Origin of the sequence: Halopseudomonas pelagia (assembly GCF_009497895.1) — a bacterium.
Lineage (GTDB): Bacteria > Pseudomonadota > Gammaproteobacteria > Pseudomonadales > Pseudomonadaceae > Halopseudomonas > Halopseudomonas pelagia_A.
In genome coordinates this window covers 301,521-325,882 of the sequence record NZ_CP033116.1, presented here as the reverse complement: position 1 = coordinate 325,882, position 24,362 = coordinate 301,521, and the positions used below count along the sequence as shown (strand labels likewise).

At 60.8% G+C, this 24,362-nt stretch carries 21 protein-coding genes; 11 read left to right on the top strand and 10 right to left on the bottom strand.

Annotated features, from left to right (window positions below):
* The first annotated feature begins 48 nt into the window (after positions 1-48).
* Both EAO82_RS01500 and EAO82_RS01495 read left to right on the top strand, forming a co-directional pair.
* On the top strand, positions 49-1,014 hold the full coding sequence (locus EAO82_RS01500; protein WP_096345416.1) for an isopenicillin N synthase family dioxygenase: 966 nt from the start codon (positions 49-51) through the stop codon (positions 1,012-1,014).
* Positions 1,007-1,771 carry an alpha/beta fold hydrolase gene (locus EAO82_RS01495; RefSeq protein WP_096345415.1) on the top strand — a complete coding sequence of 255 codons (765 nt, stop codon included), beginning with the start codon at positions 1,007-1,009 and terminating at the stop codon, positions 1,769-1,771. The genes EAO82_RS01500 and EAO82_RS01495 overlap by 8 nt, the downstream gene beginning before the upstream one ends.
* A 50-nt stretch (positions 1,772-1,821) precedes the next feature.
* On the opposite strand, the gene EAO82_RS01490 is transcribed toward EAO82_RS01495, so the two are convergent.
* Both EAO82_RS01490 and EAO82_RS01485 read right to left on the bottom strand, forming a co-directional pair.
* Complete coding sequence (locus EAO82_RS01490) at positions 1,822-2,811, bottom strand: ABC transporter substrate-binding protein (RefSeq protein WP_218838562.1); 990 nt, start codon at positions 2,809-2,811, stop codon at positions 1,822-1,824.
* Positions 2,812-2,836: 25 nt separating this feature from the next.
* Positions 2,837-3,778 (bottom strand): isopenicillin N synthase family dioxygenase, encoded by a 942-nt coding sequence (locus EAO82_RS01485; protein WP_096345413.1) that lies wholly within the window; start codon positions 3,776-3,778, stop codon positions 2,837-2,839.
* Positions 3,779-4,129: 351 nt separating this feature from the next.
* Between EAO82_RS01485 and EAO82_RS01480 the strand changes: the two genes are divergently transcribed.
* Complete coding sequence (locus EAO82_RS01480; protein WP_096345412.1) at positions 4,130-5,497, top strand: 8-oxoguanine deaminase; 1,368 nt, start codon at positions 4,130-4,132, stop codon at positions 5,495-5,497.
* 54 nt (positions 5,498-5,551) lie between these two features.
* On the opposite strand, the gene EAO82_RS01475 is transcribed toward EAO82_RS01480, so the two are convergent.
* The 7 genes from EAO82_RS01475 to EAO82_RS01445 all read right to left on the bottom strand — a co-directional run bounded on the left by EAO82_RS01475 (position 5,552) and on the right by EAO82_RS01445 (position 13,018).
* Positions 5,552-6,502 (bottom strand): isopenicillin N synthase family dioxygenase, encoded by a 951-nt coding sequence (locus EAO82_RS01475; RefSeq protein WP_096345411.1) that lies wholly within the window; start codon positions 6,500-6,502, stop codon positions 5,552-5,554.
* A gap of 15 nt (positions 6,503-6,517) precedes the next feature.
* On the bottom strand, positions 6,518-7,864 hold the full coding sequence (locus EAO82_RS01470) for an amidohydrolase family protein (protein ID WP_096345410.1): 1,347 nt from the start codon (positions 7,862-7,864) through the stop codon (positions 6,518-6,520).
* 81 nt (positions 7,865-7,945) lie between these two features.
* On the bottom strand, positions 7,946-8,593 hold the full coding sequence (locus EAO82_RS01465) for a TetR/AcrR family transcriptional regulator (protein ID WP_218838567.1): 648 nt from the start codon (positions 8,591-8,593) through the stop codon (positions 7,946-7,948).
* A 60-nt stretch (positions 8,594-8,653) separates the two neighbouring features.
* Positions 8,654-9,406, bottom strand: coding sequence for an outer membrane protein OmpK (locus EAO82_RS01460; protein WP_096345408.1), 753 nt, complete (start codon positions 9,404-9,406; stop codon positions 8,654-8,656).
* A gap of 52 nt (positions 9,407-9,458) precedes the next feature.
* Complete coding sequence (locus EAO82_RS01455; RefSeq protein ID WP_096345407.1) at positions 9,459-10,385, bottom strand: ABC transporter permease; 927 nt, start codon at positions 10,383-10,385, stop codon at positions 9,459-9,461.
* 1 nt (position 10,386) lies between these two features.
* A complete protein-coding gene (locus EAO82_RS01450) occupies positions 10,387-11,475 on the bottom strand; it encodes an ABC transporter permease (RefSeq protein WP_096345406.1) in 1,089 nt (362 codons plus the stop codon).
* Entirely contained in the window at positions 11,462-13,018 is a 1,557-nt protein-coding gene (locus EAO82_RS01445; protein ID WP_096345405.1) for an ABC transporter ATP-binding protein, read from the bottom strand. The genes EAO82_RS01450 and EAO82_RS01445 overlap by 14 nt, the downstream gene beginning before the upstream one ends.
* Positions 13,019-13,257: 239 nt before the next feature.
* Here EAO82_RS01445 and xdhA point away from each other — a divergent pair, with 239 nt between their 5' ends.
* Genes xdhA through EAO82_RS01410 form a run of 7 tightly spaced genes read left to right on the top strand, consistent with a single transcriptional unit; the run spans position 13,258 to position 21,334 of the window.
* Positions 13,258-14,727, top strand: a complete 1,470-nt coding sequence (gene xdhA, locus EAO82_RS01440) for a xanthine dehydrogenase small subunit (RefSeq protein WP_096345404.1) — start codon at positions 13,258-13,260, stop codon at positions 14,725-14,727.
* Positions 14,720-17,089, top strand: coding sequence for a xanthine dehydrogenase molybdopterin binding subunit (gene xdhB / locus EAO82_RS01435; protein WP_096345403.1), 2,370 nt, complete (start codon positions 14,720-14,722; stop codon positions 17,087-17,089). The genes xdhA and xdhB overlap by 8 nt, the downstream gene beginning before the upstream one ends.
* Positions 17,074-17,943: a xanthine dehydrogenase accessory protein XdhC gene (xdhC, locus tag EAO82_RS01430; protein WP_096345402.1), complete on the top strand. Its 870-nt coding sequence runs from the start codon at positions 17,074-17,076 to the stop codon at positions 17,941-17,943. The genes xdhB and xdhC overlap by 16 nt, the downstream gene beginning before the upstream one ends.
* Entirely contained in the window at positions 17,940-18,440 is a 501-nt protein-coding gene (uraD, locus tag EAO82_RS01425) for a 2-oxo-4-hydroxy-4-carboxy-5-ureidoimidazoline decarboxylase (protein ID WP_096345401.1), read from the top strand. The genes xdhC and uraD overlap by 4 nt, the downstream gene beginning before the upstream one ends.
* Positions 18,437-18,781, top strand: a complete 345-nt coding sequence (uraH, locus tag EAO82_RS01420) for a hydroxyisourate hydrolase (protein WP_096345400.1) — start codon at positions 18,437-18,439, stop codon at positions 18,779-18,781. The genes uraD and uraH overlap by 4 nt, the downstream gene beginning before the upstream one ends.
* Positions 18,781-20,154 carry a guanine deaminase gene (gene guaD, locus EAO82_RS01415; RefSeq protein WP_096345399.1) on the top strand — a complete coding sequence of 458 codons (1,374 nt, stop codon included), beginning with the start codon at positions 18,781-18,783 and terminating at the stop codon, positions 20,152-20,154. Before uraH ends, guaD begins: the two co-directional genes overlap by 1 nt.
* Complete coding sequence (locus tag EAO82_RS01410) at positions 20,135-21,334, top strand: urate hydroxylase PuuD (RefSeq protein WP_096345398.1); 1,200 nt, start codon at positions 20,135-20,137, stop codon at positions 21,332-21,334. The genes guaD and EAO82_RS01410 overlap by 20 nt, the downstream gene beginning before the upstream one ends.
* 49 nt (positions 21,335-21,383) lie before the next feature.
* Here the strand turns inward: EAO82_RS01410 and EAO82_RS01405 are convergent, their stop codons facing one another.
* Positions 21,384-22,403 (bottom strand): isopenicillin N synthase family dioxygenase, encoded by a 1,020-nt coding sequence (locus EAO82_RS01405; RefSeq protein WP_096345397.1) that lies wholly within the window; start codon positions 22,401-22,403, stop codon positions 21,384-21,386.
* A 558-nt stretch (positions 22,404-22,961) separates the two neighbouring features.
* On the opposite strand from EAO82_RS01405, the gene EAO82_RS01400 reads away from it, so the two are divergent.
* Positions 22,962-24,320 carry an amidohydrolase family protein gene (locus EAO82_RS01400; RefSeq protein WP_096345396.1) on the top strand — a complete coding sequence of 453 codons (1,359 nt, stop codon included), beginning with the start codon at positions 22,962-22,964 and terminating at the stop codon, positions 24,318-24,320.
* Positions 24,321-24,362: the final 42 nt, after the last annotated feature.

Here is a 24,362-nt window from a genome sequence, read left to right as displayed (position 1 = left end):
CGTGAATAGCTGACCGTTCGGACATGAATTTATTGGAGGCACGAAATCATGCTGGTAACTGATGCGCCCTCGGCGCTGCCGGTGATTGATCTGTCAGCGCTGCGCGGCGACGTGCAGGCAGACAAGCTGGAGACCGGGCGGCAACTGCGCGAGGCTTGTCTGCACACCGGGTTTTTCTATATTGCCGGGCACGGCATTCCTGAGGCGCTTGTCGACCAGGTGTTTGCTGAGTCGCGGGCGTTTTTTGATAAGCCCGTGGCGGAAAAGCAGAAGATCGACAAGGCCACCTCGGTGGCTAACCGCGGCTATGAAATGCTGGGTGGGCAAACCCTGGAACCTGGCGCGCCGCCGGACCTGAAGGAAGGTTTCTATATTGGCGAAGAGTTGCCGGAAGACGATCCTCGGGTGCTGGCCGGCGGCTTCAATCTGGGGCCCAATCAGTGGCCACCCGCGTTGCCCGGCTTTCGCCCGGTGATGGATAGCTACTTCGAGGCCATGCTGGCGCTGAGCGAGCGGATCATGGCGGGTCTTGCCCTGTCACTGGATCTGTCGGAGGACTTTTTCGCCGATTTCTGCGAACAGCCGCTGGCCACCCTGCGGCTACTGCACTATCCGCCGCAGCCGGCCAAACCGCTGCCCGGTGAAAAGGGCTGTGGCGCGCATACCGATTTTGGCGGCATCACCATCCTGCTGCTGGATGACAAGCCCGGGCTGCAGGTCTGGGACGCGGCAGGTGATCGCTGGCTGGACGCCGCGCCGATTCCCGGCACCTTCGTGGTCAATCTGGGCGACATGATCGCGCGCTGGACCAATGACCGCTACCGCTCCACCCTGCATCGGGTGGTCAATACGTCGGGTACCGAGCGCTATTCGGTGCCGTTCTTCTACAGTGGCGCGCTGAATCATGAGGTGCGCTGCCTCCCGGTCTGTCTGGCCCCTGGCGAATGGGCAAAATATCCGCCGACCACAGTGGGCGAGCATCTGAAAGAGATGTACCGGAGGACCTATGTCTGAAGGCAGACTGACGCTGGTATTGATCCACGGGGCCTGGGCAGGCAGCTGGGTGTGGGCGCAACTGACGCCGTTGCTGCAGGCACAAGGGTATGCGGTGCTGACGCCAGATATGCCGGGCTCGCCTCAGCACCCAACGGAACCAGAAAAGGTGTCGCTTCAGGGTTGCGTTGAGCATGTGGCGGACTGCTGCGCCGGGATCGACGGGCCAATCATGCTGGTCGGGCATTCCGGTGGTGGCGCCATCGTTACCCAGGCGGCGGAACTGATGGCGGAGCGGCTGGCTGGGGTGATCTATATTGCCGGCATGATGCTGCCCTCCGGCAGCGGCTTTGCCGAACTGATCACTGATCTGGTCAAGATTGAACCGGCCGCTTCCGGCATAGGGCCTTATCTGCAATGGTCCGCTGACCGCAGCTACTCCTGGGTGCCGGTTGAGGCGATACGCGAGATATTTCTGCAGGATTTGCCGGATGATCCGGCCCTGGCGGCGGCCGAGCGCTTTTCCTTGCAGCCCGAAGGAACGCGCACGCTGGTGCCGGTGTGGACGCTGGAGCGTTTCGGGCGCTTGCCGCGCTTGTATGTTGAAGCCTTGCAGGATCGCTCGGTGGTCCTGGCGGCGCAGCGCCGCATGCAGGCGTTGGTGCCGGGTGCCGAAGTGGTGAGTCTGGATACCGGCCACGTACCTCAGGCGTCAGCGCCCGATGTGCTGGCCGAGGTGATAGCGGCGTTCGCCTCGCGGCATGCCCTGGTAGATTGAACAACAACCACCGCGCCTGGCGGCGCGGTGGGTTGCCCATCTGACAGCCGTTATTCCTCTGTGTACAGCGCGTCAACAAAGCGCAGATCAAAGGCTTTTTCCCAGTCCAGATCTTCCGGCAAGGTGCCAGCCTTTACCATGTCCTTGAAGAACTGCTCCCAGCGCTCAGCGGTCATGATGCCGTACTGACCATCGGCGGCGTCACCCGAGAGCAGCATGCCTTCTTCCTGCATCTTGTCCTTGCTGTAGGCCAGCAGATCATCTGCCATCTCCGGGTTGTCCTCCTTGATCAGCGCGTTGGCCGGTGCCGGATCCTCAAAGTAGGCGGCCCAACCCTTGGCCGTGGCGGCGACCATGTTTTGTACCAGTTCGGGATCCTCGTCAATCAGCTTTTGCGTGGTGTCCAGCGTAGCTGAATAGGCATTCCAGCCATAGTCGGCCAGCAGCAGGCTTTGGGCTTCAACACCTTCCTTGGCGAGGAAGTAGCCATCATTGGTGACATAGCCCTGTTGCACGGCTTGTTCGTCGGCGATGAAGGGGCCAAAGCTGTAGTCGTAGGGGCGCAGTTGATCGTCGGTAAAGCCGTACTCGGCTTTCAGCCACGGCCAATAGGCGACGCGGCCAGCAGTTGGAATACGCAGGCCCTTGCCCTTCAGATCTTCCAGCGAATCGTTGCCGACGCCGCTATGCGCGACCAAGGATTGTGGATCCTTCTGGAAGAACGCGGCAACGGTGACCAACGGAATATTCTGCTGGACCGCATTCAGCGATTGCAGCGCGTAACCCATGCTGAAATCACTCTTGCCGCCCATCAGCAACTGCACGTTATTGACCTGCGGGCCGCCCATGCGAATGGTTACGTCCAGGCCGTGTTCTTCGTAGATGCCCATGGCCTTGGCGGCATAGAGTCCGCCGTGTTCAGCCTGGGCGTACCAGGTGGTGATAACGGTCACGGGGGTCAGTTCGTCGGCACTGGCGGTCAGGCTGGTAAGGCCCAATCCGAGTGCCAGGGCAAGGGCGAGTCGGCTCTTGTTGTGCATGGTTGAAACTCCTGGGTTGATGTTTTCAGTAGGTGGCATTCAGGCGTTGCAGCAGGTGTTCGCCTGCGGAAATCGGTGGGTAGCGCACCGGGTTGCTGGCGTCGGTGCAGCTGTCGATACATTCGATATTGGCGTTCTTGTTCGGGTGGCAGAAAAACGCGATCGAGTAGCGGTGGCGGTGCATCGCGGCCTTGGGGACGTTGACCCGATGCGGTGTTGAACAGAACACGTGGTTGGTCCAGCGGTGCATCAGGTCACCGGTGTTGATCACCACAGTGCCCGGAATCGGCGTGGCCTGAACCCATTCACCCTGCCGGGTGCAGACCTCGAGGCCGCCGGCGTCGTCCTGGAACAGCAAGGTGATGCTGCCGTAATCGGTATGCGCACCGGCGCGACTTTCCCCCTGCTCGGCGACAAAGCCTTCTGGCAATGGTGGGTAGTGCAGAAGCCGCAGAGTGTGATGGTGCAGATCATGTGCGTTGACGAAAAAATTGTCCGGTTGGTCAAGCGCAACGGCAAAGGTCTCCAGAATGCGGTCTGCCGTGGTAATGCAATCTGTCAGAAACGTCTCGACGTGCTCGCGGAATTCGGGCTGATCCGCAGGCCAGAGATTCCTCGCCGCGCTGGCGTCGCGATCTTCCGGGGCGGCGTTGAAGGCCTCTTTCAGATCACCCGGCTTGCTCGGGTCCAGGCGCTCGCGGCGCACACCTACATAGCCTCTGTTGCTCTGGGCGTTTTGCCAAGCAACCGATTGTTTGATCTCATCCGGCAGGGCAAAGAAGTCCTTTGATGCCTGAAAAGCCTCACTGACACTGCCTTGCGGCATACCGCAGTTGGCCAGATAGAAAAACCCCCACTGGCTGCTGGCTTCGCGCATCTGCGCAGCGACCTGTTGCCTGGCAGTCGGGTCGCCCTGGATAAAGGGGCCAAAGTCGATAATCGGAATGGATAGTGCTTGCTCGCTCATGGGTGTATCTCCGGGATGCTGTGATGGGTCATGTGCCCTCGCGAATATTGCTGCGAAAACGGTCCCTGGTTTAGCCCCGGTTGTGCTACAAAAGCGGGTGGCTCATAACCTGACCAGATAATCAGGAATTTAAAAGCAAGGGGTGTGCCATGCCCGAAAGCAGGCTGTTTATGGGCATTTTTGCGTCATGCACAGGCGCATCTGCACCGACCTGGACCGCTAATCCATCAACGGCACCAAATAATGGCTGTTTCTGCTGGCCGGAGGGCGGCCCCGGTCTTGCATTCGGAGTGGCGCAGAACGAATTCTGCAAAGTGATTGAATACGTTGAATTGGCCAAGGAAATACACAATGAGCAAGACCCTGTTACTCAAGAATGCCCGCCTGATCGCCACCATGGATGATCAACAGCGCGAGATTGCCGAAGGCTCCATACTGATCCGCGGCAATCGTATCAAGGCGGTGGGCCCGGCCGCGGAACTGCCCGACACGGCTGATCAGGTGATCGATATGCGTGGGCATATTCTGTTGCCTGGCCTGATCAACACCCATCATCACATGTTCCAGTCACTGACCCGCGCCCTGCCGGCCGCACAGGATGCCGAGCTGTTTGACTGGCTGACAGCGCTGTTTCCGGTCTGGCAAAACATCACCCCGGCGATGCAGCGCGCCGCCACGCGCACTGCCATGGCCGAACTGATGCTGTCTGGCTGCACCACGGCGGCCGACCATGCCTACCTTTACGTCAATGGCACGCGGCTGGATGACAGTGTTCAGGCGGCGCAGGAAATGGGCATGCGCTTTCATGCAGCCCGCGGAGCGATGAGCCTGGGTCAGAGCCAAGGCGGATTGCCGCCGGACGCACTGGTAGAGCAGGATGAGCAGGCGATCCTGCGCGAGATGCAGCGGGTGATCGAAGAGCTGCATGACGCCAGCCCGGATGCGATGATCCGCGTCGCGCTGGCGCCCTGCTCGCCCTTTACCGTGACCACCGATCTGATGCGCGAAGCGGCGAGCCTGGCGCGCTCTTATGGCGTGGGTCTGCATACGCACACCGCCGAGAACAGCAAGGACCTGGCGTTCAGCAAGGAGCGCTACGGCATGACACCAACCGAGTACACCGAGTCGGTGGGCTGGGTCGGCCCGGATGTCTGGCATGCCCACTGCGTGCATCTGGATGAACCGGGTATAGCGCTGTTCGCGCGAACCGGTACCGGGGTCGCCCACTGCCCATGCTCGAATATGCGCCTGGCCTCGGGCATAGCGCCGATCCGCAAGATGCGTGACGCCGGGGTCAAGGTTGGACTGGGTGTGGACGGCAGCGCGTCGAATGACAGTAATCACCTGCTGGATGAAGCGCGCCTGGCGATGCTCTCGGCGCGGGTAAGAGATCAGAATCCTGGTGCCATGACCGCGCGCGAAGCGCTGTACATCGCGACCCGTGGCGGTGCCGAGGTGCTCGGGCGGGATGATGTGATTGGCCGCATTGCACCGGGCTATTGCGCCGACATCATCGCCTTTCGTACCGATGACATCAGCATGGCCGGTGCCCAGAGTGATCCGCTGGCGGCACTGGTGTTCTGCACGCCGCCACGGGTAGCGCACAGCTTTATCAACGGCCGGCAGGTGATTGAAGACGGTCAACTGCTGACCCGTGAAGTGCCCTTGATTATCGAAGAGCATAACCGCCTGGCGATGGAGCTGTTGCAAGGGCGCTGAAGCAACGACGGTGCGCGGTTAGCGCACCGTTGAATGCGTGAAAGGTCGAACCGTTTATTGCTTTTGCGTTCGGTACTCGTAAGTGGCGTTAAGCCGGTAAGCCAGGTAGTCCGAACAGATGATGGGTGGGTACTTGGGTTGCTCGGCAGGCAGAATATCGCGCGGGTCGACTATCGAATCCGGGTTCACTTCGAGAAAGAACGCAATGGAATAACGCTCCTGTTCCGGCGGACGCACGCGGTGCGGTGTCGAGACATAGGTATCGTTACTCCAACGCATCAGGCAGTCGCCGATATTGCAGACAAATGCACCGGGTACGTGTGGCGCTTCGATCCATTCTCCCTGGCGGTTGGCAACTTGCAGCCCCGCCACCTTGTCGGTCGCCAGCAGGGTCAGATTGCCGTAATCAGTGTGTGCCCCGGCGGCGCCATCCTCGCGGTCTGATTGGCCGGCGCTGGCCGGATAGCGCAGCATGCGCAGCGTTGCGATGGGCGCTGTCAGATGCGGGTCGAAGAAGTCTTCCGCCAGCCCCAGGTCAATGCTGAACCCGCGGTGAATCAGCCGGCCCAGGTTCAGGCAGGCGTCAAAATAACCAAGCATATCTTCACGCCAGCCAGGCACCTCAGGCCAGAAATTCACGCCCCGGAACGGCTTGCCGGCGACCACGTCGGGGTGGTCCGCCGGAAAATCAGTGCCAATATTGAAGGCTTCTTTCATATCGGCGCCGGAAGCGGGGTTGAGCTTTTCATCGGCCATGGCGACGTAGCCACGGTTATGCGGTGACAGCTTAATCGAAAGCGGCTGCTTGTCAGCCAATGGCAGCGCGAAAAAGCGTTGGGCATTGTCAAACGCCGCCCGGATACTTTCGGCGTCAATGCCGTGATCGATTACATAGAAAAAGCCCACTTCGCGGCAGGCAATACCCAGTTGGCGTGCCACCTGGGCACGCTCCTCGGGATTCTGGCTGCGCAGGCCGGCGACGGAAATGATGGGTAGGGTCTTCATGCTGAACTCCTCTGCCTAGAGCATGCGGGTACGTAAGTGGGCGATATCGCGGCATTGCTGAAACAACTGCAGACCTTGCGCCTGTGCCTGGCTCAGCACCTCGGCTTCACTGACCTGGGTAGCACGGCCATTGGCGATCAGTTGCCGGCCATCGACCCAGACACTGGCGACATTCTGGCTACCGGCAGCGAACACCAGGTTCCATAACACGTTGCCGCCCTGGGGATTGATCTCGGCCGGGGTCATGTTCGGCATCTTCAGATCCAGTAACAACAGGTCGGCGCGCTTGCCCACTTCCAGCGAGCCGATGTCGCGGTCCAGACCCAATGCGCGGGCGCCGTTGATGGTTGCCATGCGCAGCATCTGCTCGGCCGGCAGCACGGTGGCGTCCAGGCGGGTGGCTTTCTGAATCAACGAGGAGAATTTCATCTCCTCGAACAGGCTCAGGCTGTTGTTGCACACCGGGCCATCGGTGCCCAGCCCGACAGTCAGGCCGGCCGCGAGCATCTCCGGTACCCGTGCTACGCCGCTGGCCAGTTTGGCGTTGCTGATCGGACAGTGGGCAATGGCAGTGCCAGCGTCGGCCAGGCGTTTGATTTCATCGTCATTCAACCAGACGCAATGCGCCAGCAGGGTGCGCTCACCGAGAATGCCGTAGTGGTCCAGTTGGGCGATCGAGCGTCGGCCAAAATGCTGTTCGACGGCCTGGTCTTCCTCGCGCTGCTCGCAGGCGTGGGTATGGATGCCCACGCCGTAATCGCGCTGGCACTGCAAGGCTTCGGCGTAGGCATCGGCGGTGCAGTAAAACAGGTGCTCCAGGCCCATCCAGACCTGAATGCGTCCGTTCTGGCTGCCGTGATGGCTATGAATCAGCGCGCGATTCTCGGCACGGGTGGCGAAGAAGTCCTTGCCCGGCGCATCGGCCACATAAGGCGCGAGATTCACGCGCAGGCCGATCTCGCCGGCGGCGTCGGCGCAACGATGCATGAAGCGATACATGTCCATGACGCAGGTGGTGCCGCTTTTCAGTGCTTCCAGGTAACACAGCCGTGCGGAGTGGTAAGCATATTCTTCGGTGAGTGCGCGGTGCTCAAGCTGGTAGTACGGCAGCCAGTCCATCAGCTGCATATTTTCGGTGACGCCACGCATCAGGCTGGAGTGCGAGTGGCAGTCAATCAGGCCGGGCAGCAAAGCGTGCCCCTCGGCATCGATAATCGGGTAACCGTCCGGTATGGTTATTTCACCGGCCTCGCCCAATGCACTGATGCGCCCGTCTTCGACGATAAGGGTGCCATTGGCGATGACCCGGTTATGCGGGTCCACGGTAAAGAGTGCGGCATTGCGAATGGCGAAGCTGTTCAACAGGCTTACCTCTGGGCCATGACCGCGCCGATGAGTGCAAGTCTTTCGCGGCTCAGCGGTTCGATGATCAGGCGTGTGTTGTCATGTGGGAACGTCCAGACCGCAACCACGCAGAATCACCCCGGTAAGAAACTCGGCCGCATGATCGAAGTCCTGCTTTTCATATTCGGCCTTGTTTTCCACCATCAGAATCTGCACCTGGAAGTCGGCGTAATGCTGGGTTGATGACCAGATCAGAAAGATCAACTGCACCGGATCCACCTTGGCCATGCGCCCCTCGTCTATCCATTGCTGGATGACCATCGCTCGGCCCCTGACCCAGTCACGCATGGTGCCGCGCAAATGGTCCATCAGAAAGGGCGCGCCCTGGATGATCTCCATGGCGAACAGCCGTGAAGCCAGCGGGTGAGTCCGGGACAGCTCGACCTTGGTGCGAATGAATGCCGTCAGTGCCGTGGCCGGATCATCCTCCGGCGAGACGGTGGTAAACACCGCATTCCAGCGCGACAGAATGTCGTCAAACATCGCACCGTAGATTTCCTTCTTGTTGCTGAAGTAATACAGCACATTGGATTTCGGCAGCTCTGCGCGTTCGGCAATATCCTGGATCGTGGCGCCGCGAAAACCGTGCTGAGCGAATTCCTGCTCCGCCGCAGCCAGAATGATTTCCCGGTTGCGCTCGCGAATGCGACCGGGACGGTAGGTCTTTGCTCGGGTGTTGGTGGTCATGCGGTTGTCGTCACTTCTACGCGGTAGGGAGTTCGACATTAGCCGAACTCCCTGACTTGATCAAAAGTGAAATTTAACCAGGGCGCTTACAGCGCTCTCGGTGTCCATGACGGTATCGTTCAGGCCGTACTTGTTGTTCCAGTAGGAGTACTCGATACCGGCATACAACACGCTCGGGCTGCCGAAGTAGTTACCGATATCCAGTTTCAACTGTGGGTTGAAGTGGAAGTCGGACTTGTGGTCGTCAGCGGCGGAAGACCAGTCGATGTAACCGTCGAACAGAACACGGTTAGGACCGAATTCCATAGGCGCGCCCCAGACCACAGTCAGCTGGTAGTCGTTGTCGGTTTCGCTGTTGTTGACGTGGTAAACGCGGGTGCCAAAGTATTGCAGGCCGGGGATATTCCAATCCAGACCCATACCCAGCATCAGGTTGTTGACGTTAGTGCCGCCGCCCATTTCGTACTGGCCGGACAGGGTGACGTCCTTGATCAGGCCGTAGCTCAGGTCATTGCCGGTCAGCCAGCCGAGGCTGACATTCGGCGCAAACTCACCGTACAGGTCGTCGGAGTCAGCATCTTTACCGTGGCCCTGGTTACGGTCGAAGAAGAAGAAGGTGCTGCCCCAGTTGTGTCCAGTGGCGTTCTCGAAGGTAAAGAATGTATCAGTGCGCTTCTGTGGGCCGAAAGCCTGGTAATCATCGCTGTAGAGCACAGAGATGCTTGAATCAGAGAAGAACTTCTCGGCATGGGCTGCAGGAGCGAAGGAGGCTGCAATGCAGACTGCCATAAGGGTTTTGCGCATAGTTGTCATGGTCATTTTCCTAGATGTGATTTAGTTTTCGGTTGGCATATGGGTGTTCAAGTCACTTGCTCGGCCTATAAGGTTGGCCGATTGATAAAGGGGTATTCAGTTGCGTCCGGGTGGGATTCCAGGACAGCAACACCAGCACGACGATGGTCACCAGGTAAGGCAGCATCGCCAGCAACTCGGTCGAGCTGCGCCAGCCAAGACCCTGGAGAACCAGATGCAGGATGCTCGCGGCACCGAACAGATAGGCGCCGAGCAGCACGCGCTCGGGTTTCCAGGTAGCAAAGACCACCAGCGCCAGGGCAATCCAGCCGCGCCCGGAGGTCATGTTTTCGGTCCACATGGGCGTATACACCAGTGACAGGTAGGCACCGGCAAGGCCGGCCATGCCGCCGCCGAAGGCCACCGCCATGTAGCGCACTGCCAGCACCCGCATGCCATTGGCATTGGCTGCCTCTGGCGATTCGCCTACGGCCCGTACGATCAGCCCTCCCCGGCTGTAGCGCAGGAAGACGAACACCAGGACGAACAGCAGCAGCGACAGGTAGACCAGCAAGTCCTGGCGGAACAGCACGGTGCCGATCACCGGAATGTCGGACAGGTAGGGAATGGCAATTTTGGGGAAGCCGGAGATTGAGCTGCCGACATGACCGCTACCGATAAAGGCGCTCAAACCGGTACCGAAGATGGTCAGTGCCAGACCGGCCGCGTATTGATTGGCCGCCAGGGTGACGGCCATCAGTGCGAACAGCATCGACATCAGGATGCCGGCAGTAATGGCCGCGAGTACTCCGACGGCGAGGCTGCCGCTGGTCACCGCGGCGATAAAGCCCATGACCGCGCCCATCAGCATCATGCCTTCCTGACCCAGGTTGAGCACGCCGGAGCGCTCGCAGACCAGTTCACCCAGCGCCACCAGCAGTAGCGGTGTGCCGGCGATAACGGTGGCGGCGAGTATGTTGGTGATCAGCAACGTATCCATATCAGGCCTCCTGCCCGGTCGTAACAGCAGTCAGCGGCCGACGCAGCCGCAGGCGGTAATGGATAAAGGCGTCACAGGTGAGCAGGTAGAACAGCAGCAGGCCCTGGAACAAACCGGTGATGGCCCTGGGCAGGTTCATCGCAATCTGCAGCATCTCGCCGCCCATGAAGGTCAGCGCCAGCAGCGCACTGGCCAGCACAATACCCAGCGCCTGCATGCGCCCGAGGAACACGACGATGATTGCGGTGTAGCCATAGCCGGGAGAGACCTGGGGTACCAACTGGCCGATTGGCCCGCTGACTTCCGAGGCGCCGGCCAGGCCGGCCATCGCCCCGGCCAGCAAAAAGGCCAGCCAGGTCAGGCGCCGCGCACCGAAGCCGGCAAAGGCGGCCGCGCGGTTATCCTGGCCCAACACCTTGAGTTGAAAGCCGACGAAGGTGCGGGTGAAGAGCACGCCGACGGCTACGGCCGCCAGCAGCGCGAACAGCAGACCGATATGCAAGCGCGTGTCGGGAATCAGTTTGGGCAGCAGGGCTGCGGCGGCGAACATTTCCGACTGCGGAAAGCCGAAGCCCATCGGATCCTTTAGGGGGCCATGCACGGTGTAGAGCAGCAGATTCAGCGCGATGTAGTTGAGCATGATGGTGGTGAGAATTTCATTGCAGTGAAAATGCGTTTTCAGCACCGCCGCAATCCACGCCCATAGTGCTCCGGCCAGTGCCCCGGCCAGCAGCACCGCAGGCAATACCCAGAAGCCGCTGTGTTCGGTCAGTTGCAGCGCCACTACCGAGGCCCAGAGCGCGCCCATGAGAAAGTGGCCTTCAGCACCGATATTCCACAGCTTTGCGCGATAGCAGATGGTCAGGCCTGCGGCGCAGAGCAGCAGCGGCGCCATTTTCAGGCCCAGCTCGGCCCAGCCATGGGCATCGCTCAGGGGGATCAGAAAGAAAAACGTCAGGCCTTCAATGGGGTCTTTGCCCAGCGCGATAAACAGACCCAGCGCGGTAATCACGGTCAGCACCAGGGCCAGCAGTGGTGAAGTCCACTGCATCAGCCGCGAGTCGGTAGCTCGGCGTTCAAGCGACAGCATGGGTTGGCCCTTTGTCATCAAACTGGGCTGCGCCCGCTGGAAAGTCACCGGCCATCCACTGGCCGAGTTTTTCGATACTCAGTTCTGCGGTCGGCACCAAAGGCGACAGGCGGCCGCTGCAGATCGCACCCATGCGGCTGCATAGTTGGTAGAGCTCATCGAGGTCTTCGGAGATCAACAAGATGGCGGCGCCCTGGTCACGCAGGGCCACCAGCGCCTCGTGAATCGCCACGGCCGAGCCCACATCCACACCCCAGGTCGGATGCGAGGCGACCAGCAGGCGTGGTTGCTGCAAGGCTTCGCGGCCGATGATGAATTTCTGCAGGTTACCCCCGGAGAGGCTGGACGCCGGGCTGTCGATGCTGCTGCAGCGCACTCCGAACTGCTCGCGTATGCGGGTGGCGTACTCGCGGATCTTGCCGCCCTTGAGCAAGCCGCCCTTGACCAACCCGCGGTCATAGGCGGTCAGCAGAGTATTTTCGGTCAGCGACATCGCCGGCACCGCGCCACGCCCCAGGCGCTCCTCGGGCACCACGGCGACGCCCAGGCGGCGGCGCTGGGCCGCACCCCGGCGGCCTATCGACATGCCGTCGAGTTGCAAGCTGTCGGCGGCGACCAGCACTTCACCGGAGAGCGCGCGCAGCAGTTCGTCCTGACCGTTCCCCGCCACCCCGGCAATGCCGACAATTTCGCCGGCGCGCAGCTGCAGGTTGATGTTGCCCAGGCTGGTGCCAAAGGGGTCGCGGCTGGCGTAGCTGAGATCTTTCAGCGTCAGCAGAGTCTCACCCGGTTCTGCCGGAGCAACCTGAGTGGACAGTGGCGTATCATTGCCCACCATCATGCGCGCGATATCGTCGGTAGAGACCTCGGCGGGCCGGCACTCGCCGGTGACCCGGCCCTGGCGCAAGACCGTGGCGCGGTGGCACAGATCGCGTACTTCCTGCAATTTATGGCTGATAAACAGAATGCTGCAGCCCTCGCTGGACAGCTGCCGCAGTGTGCGGAACAGCACTTCGACTTCCTGCGGGGTAAGCACGGAAGTGGGTTCATCAAGAATCAGCAGCGAGCTTTCCTGAATCAGGCAGCGCACGATCTCGACCCGCTGGCGCTCGCCAATGGACAGGGTATTGACGTAGCGGCGCGGGTCGAGGCTCATGCCGTAATGGGCCGAGACTTCGCGAATGCGGGTATCCAGACGGCTGCGGTTGCGCGCTTCGGCGGCGGGCAGGCTAAGCGCGATGTTCTCGGCTACAGTCAGGGTTTCAAATAGCGAAAAATGCTGGAATACCATGCCGATACCCAGCTCACGCGCATGCGCCGGACCCTGCAATAGCAGTGGCTGTCCGTTCCAGGTAAGAGAGCCCTCGTCCGGCTGGATCACGCCATAGATGATCTTCATCAGAGTGCTTTTGCCAGCGCCATTTTCACCCAGCAACGCATGTATTTCGCCGGCGTTGACCGTCAGTTGGACACCGTCATTCGCCCGGCAGCCGGGGTATTGCTTGACGATGTTCTGCAGTTTCAGGCGTTCAGCCGCTAGCATTGCGATCCCCGGCGTGTAATAACGTAGGTGTAATAAACTGACCAAATAATCAACATTTAACCAATGAGCAATTTGCTTGCCACATAAGCTGAAACGTTAAATATTTTTTAAATGGACTAAGTGGTCAGCTTTTTGCAGTTGTTTGCATTCACTACCTCGAACCCCGCGCCAGCGCTTGCTGGGCCTGAATCGGCCAACGCCGGGGAATACGGTTAACAGTAGAGAGCGCGGAGAACACTGTGATTGAGTTTCATCTAAACGGTCAGCCCCAGACGCTGGAAAGTGCTGACCCAAACCTGAGCATTCTCGAATGGCTGCGCACCAAAATGCGGCTTACCGGCACCAAGGAAGGCTGTGCGTCTGGCGACTGCGGCGCTTGTACCGTCATGCTGGGTACGCCGTCGGAACAGGATGGCTTGAGCTATCAGAGCGTTAATAGCTGTATAGCCCTGATCGGCAGCCTGCACGGCAAGCATCTGGTGACTATTGACGCATTGCAGAACGAGCCGGCGCATCCGGTGCAGACGGCCATGGTCGAGTGCCATGGCTCGCAATGCGGCTTCTGTACGCCAGGCATCATTATGTCGCTGGTGGCGCTGCATCATGAGGCAGCCAAGCAACCGGACTGTGATCGCCATCGCGTGCTTGAAGCGTTGTCGGGCAATCTGTGCCGCTGCACCGGTTACCGGCCGATCATGGATGCGGCGACGCGATCCATCGTCAACGGCGTGCAGGAATGGGATGGCGGCGGCTTGCTGGAGACGGCCGTTCCCTCAGTCAAGGACACCCCCGCAGCCAGCCTGCAGGATGCCCAGGGCAAACGCTTCGACGCCCCGGTTACCCTGGAGCAACTGCGTGATCTGCTTGCCGGGTCGCCTGACGCACGGCTGGTGGCTGGCAGTACCGATCTGGCCCTGGAAATCACCCAGCAACTGAAAACATTGCCGCATCTGGTGTCCACCGAGCAGGTGCCGGAACTGCAGCGCATCGACGTCACGGACGAAGGGGTGTGTATTGGCGCCGCCGTCAGCTATCGCCGCGCCGGTAGTGTGCTGAACGACCGATGGCCTGCCTTCGGCCCCATGCTCGAGCGCCTGGGCTCGCTGCAGATTCGCAATCGCGGCACCCTGGGGGGCAATATTGGCAACGCCTCCCCGATCGCCGACATCCCACCGCCGCTGATTGCGCTGGGCGCGCAGATTCAGCTCGACAGCGTTGAAGGGACGCGCTGGTTGCCGCTGGAGGACTTCTTCCTGGATTACCGCAAGACCGCCCTGCGCGCGGGTGAATTCATTCGTACCGTGCGGGTGCCGGAGCCGCGGTTAGACGCCTCGACATCAGCCGAGCGGCTGTTTATCTACAAGGTCTCCAAGCGGCTGGATGACGATATTTCTGCGGTGCTGGGCGCTTTCTGGTTTCAGTTTGACGGCGAGCAGATCCTCGATTGCCGTCTGGCTTATGGCGGCATGGCTGCCACGCCCAAGCGTGCCCGCGCGGCGGAAGCCACTCTGCGCGGAGCGACCTTTGATGATGCCAGTATCGCCAAGGCCATCGCTGCCCTGGCCAGCGATTTTTCCCCGATGTCGGACGTGCGTGCCTCCGCCGCGTACCGCGCACAGGTAGCCGGCAATCTGCTGCGCCGCGCCCTGCTGGAATACAGTGCCGGCGCCGACAGCGATAACAGACTGATGGTGACCGATTATGCGTAAGCTTCCCGAAGCCCTGACCAATCACCCCGGGCAGCCCGTCGGGCTCGCCGGACATAACGCCCATCACGACAGTGCCTGGAAGCACGTACGCGGGCAGGCGCGTTATATTGATGATCTGCCCGAGCCGGAAGGCCTGCTGCATGCCGCCGTTGGGCACAGCGAGCAGGCGCATGCGCGGGTGCTGAGCATGGACCTGAGCGCGGTGCGCAGCTACCCCGGTGTGATAGCCGTGGTCACCGTGGCCGATGTACCCGGGCATACGGATATCGGCCCGGTATTTCCGGGTGACCCGGTGCTGGCTGGGGAAATCGTTGAACATATCGGCCAGCCGATCTTCGCCGTCGCGGCCACCAGTCACGAGGCCGCGCGCAAGGCGGCGCGTCTGGCCAAGGTCGAGTACCAACCGCTGCCACCGGTGTTGACCACCGCCGAAGCGCTGGAAAAGGCCTTTTATGTACGGCCCAGTCATACCCAGCAGCGCGGCGAGCCGGACCAGGCGCTGGCCAATGCACCGCATCGCTTGCGCGGCCAGCAGAATGTCGGCGGGCAGGAGCATTTCTATCTGGAGGGCCAGGCCTGTCTGGTCGAGCCGACAGAGGATGGCGGCATGTTCGTGCACACCTCCAGTCAGCATCCCTCTGAAGTGCAGAAGCTGGTGGCCGAGGTGCTTGGCGTGCCGATTCATGAAGTCCAGGCGGAAGTCCGGCGCATGGGCGGTGGCTTTGGCGGCAAGGAAACCCAGGCTGCGGCACTGGCCTGTGTCGCAGCCTTGCTCGCTCATGTTACCGGCAAGCCGGTGAAATACCGGTTGTCACGCGCCGATGACATGGTGCAGACCGGCAAACGCCATGACTTTTTCAATACCTATGATGTCGGCTTTGATCAGGACGGCATGCTGCATGGCGCAGATCTGATGGTCGCCGGGCGCTGCGGCTTTTCACCGGATCTGTCCGATGCGATTGTCGATCGCGCGATGTTCCATGCTGACAACGCCTATTTTCTCGATCAGGCGCGGGTAACCGGGCACCGCTGCAAAACCCACACGGTGTCCAATACCGCCTTCCGCGGTTTTGGCGGCCCGCAGGGCATGATGATCATCGAGCAGGCCATGGACGACATCGCCCGTCACCTGCAGCTTGATCCGCTGACTGTGCGCAAGCGCAATCTATACCGTGAAGGGCGAGATACTACCCATTACGGCCAGACCATCGAGCAGCATCTGCTGCCGCGACTGGTCGATGAGCTGGAGGTCAGCTCCGACTATCAGGCACGACGTGAGCAGATCACTGCGTTCAACCGCAAGAGCCCGATACTCAAACGCGGCCTGGCGCTGACGCCGATCAAGTTCGGCATCTCCTTTACTGCCAAGCACCTGAACCAGGCTGGCGCATTGGTGTTGATCTACACCGACGGCAGTATTCACCTGAACCATGGCGGCACCGAGATGGGACAGGGGCTCTACGTGAAAATTGCCCAAGTCGTGGCTTCGGCCTTTCAGGTCGATCTGGCGCGAGTCAAGGTCTCGGCCACACGGACTGACAAGGTACCCAACACCTCGCCTACGGCGGCGTCCTCGGGATCAGATCTGAACGGTATGGCGGCGCTGGATGCCTGCGAAAAGATCAAGGCCGGGCTGGTGGCGTTTGCTGCCGAGCACTTTGCTTGCGAGCCGGGCGAGGTACGCTTCGAGAACAACCAGGTCGTCGCCGGCGACCAGCGGGTCGATTGGGTTAAGTTCGTACAGACCGCCTATATGCACCGGGTGTCGCTGTCTTCCACCGGCTTCTACGCCACGCCTAAGATCTATTACGACCACGAGAAAGGTCAGGGCCACCCGTTCCTGTACTACGCCAATGGCGCGGCCTGTTCCGAAGTGGTGGTGGATACGCTGACCGGCGAGTACCGCGTGCTGCGCACCGATATTCTGCATGATGCCGGGCAGTCGCTGAATCCGGAGATCGATATCGGTCAGATCGAAGGTGGCTTTATTCAGGGCATGGGTTGGCTGACCACCGAGGAACTGGTCTACAGCGATACCGGCCAGTTGCTGACCACTGGCCCGGCGACCTACAAGATCCCTGCGGTGTCGGATACGCCGCCGGACATGCGCGTGACGCTGCTGGCCTCCAGCCCGAATCCAGAAGCCACGGTATTCCGCTCCAAGGCGGTCGGTGAGCCGCCGTTGATTCTGGGTATTTCGGTCTGGAGCGCACTGCGCGATGCGGTCGCCAGCCTGGTGGATTATCGCTACAGCCCACCCCTGGATACGCCAGCCACACCCGAGCGCATGCTCACCGCGATGAACGTCACGCGCGCCTGGGCCGCACAACAGCGGGAGGAACAGCCATGCAGCATCGCATGACCTGGTACCAGGCGGTCGCCGAGTGCGAGCGTCAGGGCGAACCCTATGTTTTGGTCACCATTCTTGGCGTAGCAGGCTCGGTACCGCGTGAGCCGTCGAGCAAGATGGTCGTCACCGGCGAGCACAGTTACGACACCATCGGGGGCGGGCATCTTGAGTACCAAGTGATCGCCTGCGCCCGCGAGCAGCTGGCTGCCGGGCGCTTCGAGTCGCATATGGAGCACTTTCCGCTTGGCGCCAGTCTCGGGCAGTGTTGCGGCGGCAGCGTCAGCGTGCTGCTGGAAGGTCAGCGTGGCAGTGATGCCCGGCTGGTGGTGTTCGGCGCCGGGCATGTCGCCCGGGCGTTGATGACCATCATGGGCCAGCTGCCCTGGCGGGTAACCTGGGTCGACTCGCGCGAAGACGGCTTCCCGCAGGAGATACCGGATAACGTCAATGTGCATTTCAGCGAAGACCCGGCGGGCGATGCCGCGAGCCTTTGTGCGAATGCCCACGCGCTGATTCTGACGCATAACCATCAGCTTGATTACGAGCTGTGCCGGGCACTGCTGAATGCCGGCAGTGCTTTGAGCATTGGCTTGATCGGCTCGCAGACCAAAGCCGAACGGTTCCGCAAGCGCCTGGAGCACCGTGGCCACAGTGCGCAGCAGATTGACTGCATTCGCTGCCCCGTTGGCCGCCAGGACGTGCCCGGCAAGCGTCCCATGGAGGTCGCGGTATCCATCATGGCCGAGTTGCTGGCGCTGGCCGGCAGTCAGGCGCCCGTGCCAGCAACGCGCCGGGGCGTGAGCTGGCCACAAATACGCGGCCTGATGCAGGCAGACAGTGATAACAAGACAACGGAGAATTCATGACCCTGGAACAACTCAATCAGCTGCCCGAGGCCGAGGCGGAGACACTGATGCGCGACTGCTGCGCCGCCGAAGCCTGGGTGCGCGGCATGGTCGGTGCACGGCCTTTTTCCTCGCCTGAGGCGCTGCATGGGACCGCTCGGGCTTTATGGCCAAGCCTGATGGAAAGTGACTGGCTGGCGGCCTTTGAAGCCCACCCGAAGATTGGTGACATCAAGAGCCTGAAGGCGCGTTACGCGAGTACCGAGGCTATGGCCAGCGGCGAACAGGCGGGCGCGAGTGTCGCGCCCGAAGCCGTGCTGCACCGGCTGAAAGAGGGCAATGATGCCTATTACGCCAGGTTCGGTTTCATCTTTATTGTTTGCGCCACCGGCAAGTCCGCTGAGCAGATGCTCGAACTGCTGGAGGCGCGCCTGCCCAATGAGCGCGCTGAAGAGATCCGCGTTGCCGCCGCCGAGCAGGCGAAGATCACCCATATTCGACTGGATAAATTGTTATGAGCACCCGCAGTCAGATCACCACCCATATTCTTGATCTCGGCTCTGGCCGGCCCGCGGCCGGCGTCAGCGTCAGCCTGGAACAACAGACCGACACCGGCTGGCGTGAGCTGGCCAGCGCCACCACCGATGCCGATGGCCGTATTCTTGATGCTTTCCCGCTCAAGGTCGATGCCAGCACTTACCGTCTGACCTTCGACACTCAGGGTTATTTCCAGCAGCAGGAAAAGCGCTGTTTCTATCCCTCGGTGACCATCGCCTTCTGCCTCGACGAGGCCGACGCCCACTATCACGTGCCACTGCTGTTGAATCAGTGGGGCTATTCGACGTATCGGGGGAGCTGATGACTGATTCCAAACCCACCGTCTTTCCCGCGGGCTGCAACGCTTTTCGCGGTCCATTGCTGCATTTTCTCGCTGATCCGGGCCTGTGCAAGCCTGACCCTGCCAGCTATGAATACCTGCAGGATGGTCTGCTGGTGGTTGCCGATGGTCGCGTGTTGGCGACCGGCGCGGCCGAGCAGTTGCTGCCGGCACTCCCCGCCACGACCAGCGTCGAGCATTGGCCGAACAGTCTGATCGTACCGGGCTTTATCGACACCCATGTGCATATGCCGCAGTTGCGGGTCATGGCCAGTTACGGCACGCAGTTACTGGAATGGCTGGAAACCTACACCTTTCCGACCGAATCGCGGTTCGCCGATGCGGAATTTTCCGCCAGCCAGTCACAGTTGTTTCTCGATCTGCTGCTGGCGCACGGCACCACCTCCGGGCTGGTATTTGCCACCTCGCATCAGGTGTCTGCCGACGCCCTGTTTGCTGCGTCTGATCGCTACAACATGGCGCTGACCACCGGCAAGGTGATGATGGACACCAACGCGCCCGACGGCCTGCGCGATACTGCGGAAGCCAGCTACCGGGAAAGCCGCGAACTGATTGACCGCTGGCACGGCAAAGGGCGCCAGCGCTATGCGATCACGCCACGCTTTGCCGCCACTTCGTCGGCGGAACAGCTTAGCTACGCCGGCCAGTTGCTGGCCGACTGCCCAGGTGTGTTGATGCAGACCCACTGGGCGGAAAATCACGCCGAGATTGCCTGGATCAAGGAACTGTTCCCTGACCGCAAGGATTACCTGGACGTTTACGATCATTTTGGTCTGCTTGGTGACCACAGTGTGCTCGCCCATGGCATCCACATCAGCGACGAGAATCGCCAGCGTCTGGCGCAAACCGGCACGCGCATCGCCTTTTGCCCAACCTCCAATACCTTTCTGGGCAGCGGCCTGTTTGATCTGCGCAGCGCCGTCGACGCCGGCGTGCAGGTGGGACTGGCCTCGGATGTCGGCGGCGGCACCAGTCTGTCGATGCTGGTGACCATGGCCGAGGCCTACAAGGTCTGCCAGTTGCGTGGCCAATCGCTGAATCCGCTGAAGGCGTTCTACATGGCTACGCTGGGCAATGCCGAGGTGCTGCATCAGGCCGATCAGACCGGCAATCTGCAGGCTGGAAAGTATGCCGATTTTCTGGTGCTCGACCGCGCCGCCGGGCCGATCCTCAAGCTCAAGAGCACGCCTGATTCGGATCTGTCCGGGATGCTCTTCGATCTGATGATTCTCGGCGACGACCGAGCCATACGCCGCACCTATATTGCCGGGCAATGCCGGTACGATCGCGATACCGTAGAAGGAGCTGCGCTCAATGCATGCGTATCTGGCTGATTGGCTGAGTCTGATTATTCGTTGGTTTCATGTGATTGCCGGGGTGGCCTGGATTGGCGCCTCGTTCTATTTCGTCTGGCTGGACAACCACCTGCGCGAACCGCCGGACTGGAAAAAACAGAAAGGCATCAAGGGCGATCTGTGGGCGATCCATGGTGGCGGGATTTATGAGGTGGCCAAGTACCGGCTGGGGCCGGAACAGATGCCGCGCAAGCTGCACTGGTTCAAGTGGGAAGCCTACAGCACGCTGATGAGCGGCCTGGCGCTGCTGTTCGCGGTGTACTACTTCGGCAACCCCGGCTATCTGATCGACAGCAGCAAGCTGGCGCTGAGTACCGGCGGCGCCATTGCCATCGGCATGGGTACGCTGGTGGGCGTGATGCTGGTTTACGAGGCGCTGATTCGCAGTCCGCTGTCGCGCAACGGTCTGGCCTTCGGCGCGGTGCTGTTCGCTATTCTGGTGACTGTTTCGTGGAGCATGTTCCAGGTATTTGCCGGGCGCGGTGCCTTTATCCATGTGGGTGCGGTAATCGGCACCATCATGGTCGCCAACGTGTTTCTCGGCATTGTGCCGGCCCAGCGCGCGCTGGTTGGTGCGATTGAGCGCGGCGAGGAGCCGGATGCCCATGTAGCGCTGCTGGCGGAGCGGGCCAAGCTGCGTTCCACACATAACAACTACCTGACGCTGCCGGTCATTTTTATCATGATCAGCAACCACTACCCGATGTTCTATGGGCACGCCCATGGCTGGGCGGTGTTGGCGGCCATCGGTTTCATAACCGCATTCGCCCGGCACTTTTTCAATCTGCGCCACCAGGGCATTACCCGGCCGTCAATTCTGGTCATCAGCGCGGTGCTGACGCTGGGATTGATCTGGGCGATGGCGCCGAGCCGCCCGGATGCCAGCCAGACTGCCGATGCTGAGCAGGTCAGTGACAGCGCCATTAGCACGCTGGTAGAAACTCATTGCCAGGGTTGCCACGCGGACAAACCGACGCATCCTGCGTTCCAGGCGCCGCCAGCCGGCATTTCGCTGGGCACGCTGGAGCAACTGAGGGAACACACCGATCAGGTCTATCAGGCGACAGTAGCTACCGAATATATGCCGTTGGGTAATACCACGGGGATTACGCGCGAAGAGCGCGATATGTTGGGGGCCTGGTTGAGGCAGGCGGAGTAATTGTTCCAGGTTCCTGCGAGCCCGGCTGGGCTCGCAGGAAACATAGGGCCTAGTTCGCTTTTTTCTCGGCAAAGTTGGCCTGGATGCGCTGCAACAGATAGTCTGCGGCAGAGATGGGTGGATACTTGCCTGCGGGCCCCTGGATCATCACTTCCTTGTTGGCCTGGCAAAAGAACGCCAGACTGTAGCGTGGACCGCGATATTCGCCGGGCTTGGGCATGCGCACGCGGTGCAGTGTGGACTTGAGCTGATCATCACTCCAGCGCATCAGCATGTCGCCGATGTTGCAGGTGATGATGTCATCACGCGGGATCACGCTGCTCCATTCGCGATTGTCACCCGCGCCTTCGGCATCCTTGCCGGGGCTGACCTGCAGGCCGCCCTGGCCTTCCTGTTGAAAGACCATGGTCAGACAGTCGAAATCGGTATGCGCACCGGCGCGCCACAGGCTTTCATCCTGGGATTCCTCGGGCATGGCAAGATAGTGCAACAGGCGCAGGGTGCTCTGATAATCCGGCTTGCGGCGATCATGTGCCTGGGTGAAAAAATCGCGCTCAAAGCCCAGACGTTCGGCGAAGCAGGACAACACCTGCATGCCCAGTTGCCATGCGCGGTATTCAAAATCCAGCATCACCCGGTGAAATTCCGGCACCACTGTCTGGTTGGGCCAGAGGTCATCCATATGTGGCAGGGTGATCTGGAAGGACTCCTTCTGATCGGCAGTGCGTGTCGAAGGACGTACCTGGGACATGAATTCCCAACCGGCATTCAGGCCCTTTTTCAGCGGGAAGGCTTGTTTCTGCTCGGCGGGCAGGGAAAAGAAGGCTTCCGAGAGTTTGAACGCGTCGCGCACAGAATCCAGCTTCAGCCCGTGATTGACCAACTGGAAAAACCCAACGTCGGTCGCGGCTTGCCACAGCTGCTCGGTAATTTCCTGGCGGCGATTGTCGAAGTCGCTGAGGTCGATCAGCGGAATGTCCTTGCTGGTCTCGCGGCCCATGCCGCCGAAGGTGGTTTCAAGTTGCAGCTCTTTCAGGCCGTATTCGGGCGTAGCGGTATTGTCAGTCATGATGATGCTCCAAGTTTTGCCCGTGCTGAGCACAAGGCAGACAAAGGATCGGAACGCATCGGAGGGCACTAGAAGGCGGAAGGCGAGTCAGCGGGGCTGGCAGGTCAGTCCGATCCGTCGTTGTGCCTGGCACAGCGTCCGACCATGAACTGAGCAATGACCTGGGGTTTGGCCCCCTGACAGCTTCTACTCAAGGTACAGAGCATAATAACCCTGCAATAAATATCAAGCAGGAAGCGCGCCAAGATGCTTTTTCCCGACGAATGCCCGGCGCTGTCGGGTGCGCCGCCAGGCAGCATTCTTATATAGCCTTTCTAACGTGCACTGCGGACGTGCAAAAACTGACCATTTGCACCACTTTTGTTCAGAAGGTTGTTGTGCGTACCTGCGCTAGCCGCGTGTTTGGTAGTTTTGGTCAGCACCGCGGTTGGTGAGAAAATTGCAGAGAAACTTGCAGAGTAGAACTGGCTGAATCAGCCGGATATCAACGTACCAGAGTAGAAGCGGTCAGGGGCCAGCCCCGGGACATTGCTCTTTGACTAACAAAGGAGCACCGCAGTGGCTTATCTGATCAAACACGCCGAAGCCGTATTTTCTCCCAGCCAGCCCGATGCAACGGATATCCGTATCCGTGACGGGCGAATCACCGAAATGGGCCGCGATCTACGCCCCGCCACCGATTGCGTCGAAACGCAGATCGACGCCCGCGGCTGCGTAGTCTGGCCGGGGCTGGTCAATACCCACCATCATCTGGCCCAGTCGGTCATGAAGGGTGTGCCCGCCGCACTCAACCAGGGCCTGGGCGACTGGCTGAGTTCGGTGCCCTACCGTTTCTGGCCGAAGGTCACACCGCAGCTGATGTATCACGCCGCGCGCCTGGGGCTGTATGAGTTGCTGCGCTCAGGAGCCACCACCTGCGCCGACCATCATTACCTGTACCACGACACCACCAGCCCGGAGCTGGAAGATGCGGTATGGCAGGCGGCCGATGAACTGGGCATGCGCCTGGTGCTGTGCCGCGGCACGGCCACCGAGCAGGGTAGCCATCAGGGCATGATCGACAATGGCATTCGCCCGGAGACGCTGGATCAGGTGCTGGAACGCCTGGAGCAGACCCGCGGCCGCTACCACCAGAATGCCGGGGATGCGATGCGCAAGCTGGTGGTGGCACCCACCAGTCTGATTCACTCCAGCTCACCCGACGGGCTGCGCGTGCAGGCCGCTTACGCCCGGGAAATGGGTCTGGGCATGCATTCGCATCTGCTTGAGGTGGGGTTTGACGAGCAGCAGGCGCAGGCCAAGTACGGCAAGAGTGCGATTGATCATGCCGAAAGCTGTGATTGGCTCGGCCAGGAGGTCTGGTTTGCGCACCTGGTGCATAGTGATGCCCATGCGATCGAACGACTGGCGGCGACCGGCACACGCATTTCCCATTGCCCTACGTCCAACGGCCGTCTGGGCAGCGGTGTGGCTCCGGTAATCGCCATGCAGGAAGCCGGCATCAGCATCAGCATGGGAGTCGACGGCTCCGCCTCGGCCGAATCCGGCTCCATGCTACAGGAGCTGAACATGGCCTGGTTGCTGCACCGCGCTTTGCATGGCCCTTCGGCTACGACCCTGGAACAGGTGCTGACCTGGGGTAGCCGCAATGGCGCCCAGTTGCTCGGATTGCATGATGTTGGCGAGCTGAGCGTCGGCATGGCTGCAGACCTGGTGCTTTACGATATTTATCAGCCGCGCTTTGCCGGTGTGCATACGCCGCTCCTGGCGCCGTTGATGTGCGGTGAGCCGGTGTCGATCAAGTACAGCTTTGTTCAGGGCAAGCCGGCGATCAGTGACGGCAATATCCAGGGTCTGGATGAGGCGGAGTTGACTGCGCGCGTACAGGAGTCAGTACAGCAGTTGCTGCGCGCTTGAGCGCCTGAAACACAGGCAAAAAAAGACCCGGACGTGTCCGGG